Consider the following 4,168-nt stretch of genomic DNA (forward strand, 5'->3'; position numbering starts at 1 on the left):
CCGTCCGCTCGATCACCGACGAAATGCAAGCCCGCCGGCCAAAGGGCTTTTATGGCCGGACTGGCTTGGCCTTTGAGCGAGAGTACGCAGCGGCTGCGGAGCCGGGCATCGTCGAGGCGGTTAAGCTTTTGATAGGCAGGCCCGTCTCCGTTGTCGGGAAAGGCCTCAAGTCGCCAGGTGGCGTTTCCGTCGACTTTGTCCTCGCCGCCAAGGACGGAGAGCCGACAAGCATAGCAGTGTTGATTGTCGGGCCGTACACGAACGCAAAGAACTACATCACTAAGAGCGCCGACTGGGTTGGGCGCGCATATGGACTGGCTTGGCTATACGACGTGGTCGTACTGGCAGTTCCAAGCGAGACCGCCGTGGCCGATTTTGACGCGAAGAATTCGGCCATGCGGCGGGAAATCGCCGAGCTGAAAACATTGGACCGCAAAGTGCCTCAGGTGCTGGTCGTTTCGCTGTTCGTGGACCCGTTTTCAGAAGAGGACCACGAGGCGCTGGCGCGTTTGAGCCCCTAGAGCGCCGGCCGGACCACAGAGCGTTCGCCAGGGTGATGTGCGCCTCCCGAAAGCTCGCGATCGACGGTAGCTTCCAATTCGGCGGCACCGTGCTGCCCGAGTTGTCCGGCGCCGGCGCGCAGGCCAACGGCAATGGGGCCGAGCGAGCTCGCCCAAGCGGTTTGCAAAACGCTGGTAAACTATTGATATCGCGGAGCGCAAAACATCGTCGGTTTGCAAAAATGTGCAAGAAAATCAACGAGAAGATCAGACTACGAATCTGAGGGTCGGACGTTCGAATCGTTCCGGGCGCGCCATTTCGGTATACGCTATAGCCGCCAAAATCGGCCGATTCTTCGATTAAACTCGTCAAGTCGAATTGAGTGCATCCGTCATCGGAATGCCCGATGGGACGCATCGAATCTTCCCGCTTTCTAGGGGGCGCACCAGCTTGTTGCATGCGGGCGCCCTAGCTTTGCTGGCGGCCGCTTTGAGCGCTTCGCCGTTGGGCCTCAGCCGGTCCATCGCCCAACAGGAAAGCCGTCCCGCCTTTGTCATTGTTGAGCGGACAGAGCGGCGCAAAGTTTCGAATCATCGCAATCGAAGGCCTGCCGGACCCAAAATAGCGATAGGGCTCGCCGGCCGGCTAGGCCGCCAGGCTGTCGCGAGCGCTTCTCTCGCGGTCGAAGCGGCGCTGGCCTTCGATATCGCTTGTGTGTCCTTTGGCGGTGCCGGACCATCCGGGCCGCCGGTTTGGACACAGCGCCGGGGCAATCCGGACGCGCCCGCCCCCGAAAGAATTTTTCCAACTGGCTGCCCAGTTCGCGGCGCCCGCGGTGTCTTTACGATCTCGAAACGCCGTCAGGCGGACGCCAAATAGCAAAGCGGAAGACATCATGACTGCCGACCTGATCTCGAAAGCCCGGGCCGGGGACCACGGCGCCTTCCGCGAGCTGACCGATCCCTATCGCCGCGCGCTTCAATTGCACTGTTATCGCATGCTGGGCTCCTATCACGACGCCGAGGAGATCCTGCAGGACACCTTGCTGGCCGCTTGGCGCGGGTTGGGCGGCTTCGAAGAACGCGCCTCACTAGGCACCTGGCTCTACAAGATCGCCACCAACCGCTGCCTCAACGCGCGGCGCGCCGCCAGCCGGCGCCCGACCAAGGCCTGGGACATCCCCGGGGTCGAATTCCTCGAGCCGACCCGGCTGGAGGAAGAGGTCTGGCTCGATCCGTTTCCGGACGCACTGATGGGAGGTGTAGTTTCTTGGCCGCCGGCGCCGGACGCGCGGGTCGAGCGGACCGACACCATCTCCCTAGCCTTCGTGACGGGCCTGCAACGCCTGCCGCCGCGCCAACTGGCCGTGCTCATCCTGCGCGACGTCGTTGGGTTCAGCGCTGAGGAGGTTGCAGGCATGTTGGACGCCAGCCTCGACGCGGTCAACAGCGCGCTCAAGCGCGCGCGTGCCACCCTTCAACAGCGGCAGGCGGCCGGTGGCCACGAACCTCCACCGGCCGCCCAATCCCCGGCCGAGACTGCGATCGTCACCCGGTTTGTCGAAGCATGGGAAAGGGCGGACGTCGACGCTTTGGTCAGCCTGCTCACGGACGACGTGTTCATGGCCATGCCGCCCATGCCGTTCGAATACCATGGCCGGGACATAGTGCTGCGCCTGAGCGCCAGCATCTTCGGGGCTGGGCGGCGCTTCGATCTCGTGCCGTCGCGCGCCAACGGTCAGCCGGCCTTCGGCGTCTATCTGCGCACCCCGGCGGGGCGGCCCGGCGTAGGGTTCTATGTCCTGACAATGGCGGGCGGTCGAATTCGCGGCATGACGCGGTTCGAAAGCTTCGTGTTGCCGTGGTTCGGCCTGCCGACATCGCTTCCGGCTCTCTAAACCTTCAACGCGGAGCGCCCAGTATCCCGAGACCCCGGTGTCTTCACGGCTGGCGGACGATTTCGCCGACCGATAGCCAAAGGAGAACGGACATGGGAAAAATTGTCATCAGCGAAAACGCCTCGCTCGACGGCGTCGTACAGGACCCGACGGGGGAGGAGGGCTTCCGCTTCGGCGGCTGGTTCGCCAAGGTCGGCGACAATGACCGTCAGGCCTGGGCCCGACTCGGGGCGGAGGAGGCCATCAGCGCCAAGGCCCTCCTGCTCGGCCGCCTCAGCGACGAATGGTTCGCCAGGCGTTGGCTGGGCCGCACGGGCCCGTGGGCGGATCGACTGAACTCCATGCCAAAATACATCCTGTCCTCGACGCTAGGGACGCCGAAATGGGGCAACTCGACGATGCTGCGGGGCGAGTTGGCCGGTGAGATCAAGCGGCTGAAACGCGAGGTCAACGGCGACATCGTGGTGATCGGCAGCGTCGAGTTGGTGCACGCCCTTTGGGCGCAGGACTTGGCCGACGAATTGCGCCTGAAGGTCTTCCCGGTCGTGCTGGGCGGAGGCCGGCGCCTGTTCGGTGAGGCCGCCGACATGAAGGGGATGGTGCGCGTCAAGGTCGAGGCACTGGGCGATAGCTTGTCCTATCTCGTCTACGAGCGGGTTCGCGACGCTTGATGTCGTGGAAATCGCAGCCCGTCGCAGACTTGCCAATTGGACCGCGTAGCGGGCTGCTGCATCATAGCGCCACGGCGAAGCAATAGTGCCCCTCTTCATCGGCCGTGGCGCGCCATTTTCCCACCATTCAGTACAAAACCGCGAACTATCGCAGAGCTCCCGTACGAATCGGTGCCGATTTGATCCCCGATCGGCATCTAAGGTTGATGTCGACGCCGACGCCTCAGCGGATCGCAGCTTGCCGCTCCGCTCCGTCTCGCCTGGGCACCACTTCGACCGCCGCCAAACGGCGCGGCTGGAGCAGGACGGCGAACTCTTCGAGCGGTAGCGGCGGAGAAAAAAGATAACCTTGCGCCATGGTCGCGCCGTTTTCGGCCGCGAACCGAAGGTCTTCTGCCGTTTCAACGCCTTCTACGACCGTTTCGAACCCCAATTCGTCCGCAAGTCCGAGCGCCAGGCGAAGGATCGTCTGCTTTTCGCGGTCTTCAGCGACACCCGCCACGAGCGTGCGATCGAGCTTCACGGCGTCGAAGGGGAGCCTCGCCATCGTCGAAAGATTCGAATAGCCGGCCCCGAAATCGTCCATTGCGAAGCGTATGCCCAATTGCCTGAGCAGGCTTATTCTCTCGCGCACGACGTCAGGATTGCGCATCGCGACCGACTCTGTGATCTCGATCTCGAGCTTGGGAGGCGGGAAGTCGGCCTCGCGAACGGTCGTGATGATATCCCTGATGAACAGCGGGTCTTCGATTTCCGACGCCGCGACATTTACGGCGAGCACGAGGTTCGAGCCGGCCCGGATCAAGCCCCCGATTTCGGCGAGCGCGCGCCTGAGCACGAAGCGGTCGATCTCCATGATGAGGCCGATCTCTTCCGCGATCTTGATGAAGCGCTGAGGAGGAATGTCGCCCTCCTTCGGGTGATGCCAGCGCGCCAGCGCCTCCACCCCCAGGATGCGGCCATCCATGCAGGACACCTTGGGCTGGTAATGGACGACGAGCTCTTCATTGCGGATCGCCAGGGCGAGGTCGGTTTCGAGCGCATGGCGGGCACGCGCGACCTCTGCGAGATCCGGAGTGAAGAACGCGTAGGTATTGCG

General features: G+C 63.4%; 4 protein-coding genes and 1 tRNA gene. 4 read left to right on the forward strand and 1 reads right to left on the reverse strand.

Annotated features, from left to right (window positions below):
- The 4 genes from AC1D00_RS29930 to AC1D00_RS29945 form a co-directional block, all read left to right on the forward strand.
- The coding region (locus tag AC1D00_RS29930) for a hypothetical protein (RefSeq protein ID WP_477013148.1) at positions 1–521 on the forward strand (521 nt) is incomplete at its 5' end.
- A 156-nt stretch (positions 522–677) separates the two neighbouring features.
- Positions 678–817: transfer RNA gene (locus tag AC1D00_RS29935), tRNA-Ser, on the forward strand.
- Positions 818–1,396: 579 nt separating this feature from the next.
- On the forward strand, positions 1,397–2,398 hold the full coding sequence (locus AC1D00_RS29940) for an RNA polymerase subunit sigma-70 (RefSeq protein WP_477013149.1): 1,002 nt from the start codon (positions 1,397–1,399) through the stop codon (positions 2,396–2,398).
- 92 nt (positions 2,399–2,490) lie between these two features.
- Positions 2,491–3,069 (forward strand): dihydrofolate reductase family protein, encoded by a 579-nt coding sequence (locus tag AC1D00_RS29945; protein WP_135179060.1) that lies wholly within the window; start codon positions 2,491–2,493, stop codon positions 3,067–3,069.
- A 223-nt stretch (positions 3,070–3,292) separates the two neighbouring features.
- Here AC1D00_RS29945 and AC1D00_RS29950 read toward each other — a convergent pair.
- Positions 3,293–4,168 (reverse strand): putative bifunctional diguanylate cyclase/phosphodiesterase (locus AC1D00_RS29950; protein WP_477013150.1); only part of this gene is annotated, 876 nt, incomplete at its 5' end.

It is taken from the genome of Bradyrhizobium sp. P2_E8 (assembly GCF_056403875.1).